Source organism: Roseateles sp. P5_B10, assembly GCF_056400485.1.
In genome coordinates, this window is the sequence record NZ_JBFULE010001383.1 from 1 (window position 1) to 839 (window position 839).

At 57.7% G+C, this 839-nt stretch carries 2 protein-coding genes; both read right to left on the minus strand.

Annotation, left to right across the window (positions count from 1 at the left end; translation table 11 throughout):
• Positions 1-418 (minus strand): response regulator (locus tag AC1DU6_RS33490; protein WP_477862656.1); only part of this gene is annotated, 418 nt, incomplete at its 3' end.
• Between the two features lie 56 nt (positions 419-474).
• Positions 475-839 (minus strand): sensor histidine kinase (locus AC1DU6_RS33495; protein ID WP_477862658.1); only part of this gene is annotated, 365 nt, incomplete at its 5' end.

Here is an 839-nt window from a genome sequence, read left to right on the forward strand (position 1 = left end):
CCGCATCCGTCTGGCGACGTTGTGCCTCGCGCAGAGCTTCCACATGCCGAAGTGTCTTCAGGATCGTGGCCTCCAGATCGGAAAAATCGATCGGCTTCGTCAGGAAGTCGAACGCTCCGCGATTCATGGCGGTGCGGATATTGGTCATATCGCCATAGGCCGAAACGATGATCGCCGATTTCCGATCATCTCGTTGCTGCAGCGTTTCCAGCAGCGACAGCCCGTCCATACGCGGCATGTTGATGTCGAGCACAACGAGATCGACATGGGGATGTCGATCGATCATATCGAGCGCCTCTGCGCCATCGCGGGCAAACAGAAAGTCGATCAGGCCTTCCCGGCGTTGGCGGCGAAATTTTCGCAGGACGAGCGTTTCCAGATCGGGCTCATCATCGACCATTAAAACGGTAGCGGTCATGCGGGCTCCTCCGGATCCCGCAAGCAAGCCGATGTCTATGGCAGGTGTCGTTAACGTCACGATCGATCTCTCCGGGCCTCGCTACCGCGCGGCAATGTGATTATGAATTCCGTGAATGCGCCTGGCTCTGTATCAACATCGATACGGCCGCCATGCTGCTTCACCACGATATCGTAGGTCATGGACAGCCCGAGCCCGGTCCCCTCTCCCGGAGGCTTGGTCGTGAAGAAGGGATCGAATATCTTCTCCTTGATGTCGGGTGACATACCGACGCCATTATCTCGGATACGAATTTCGACGGATTCGCTAAGGTTGCGCGTCCGCGCGCTCAAAGTCGGCTCGAAGCCCGAGCCGCGTTCGGCAAGACGCTCGCTCACGGCGTAAAAGCCGTTCGCAATCAGATTCAGCAGCACACGGGTGA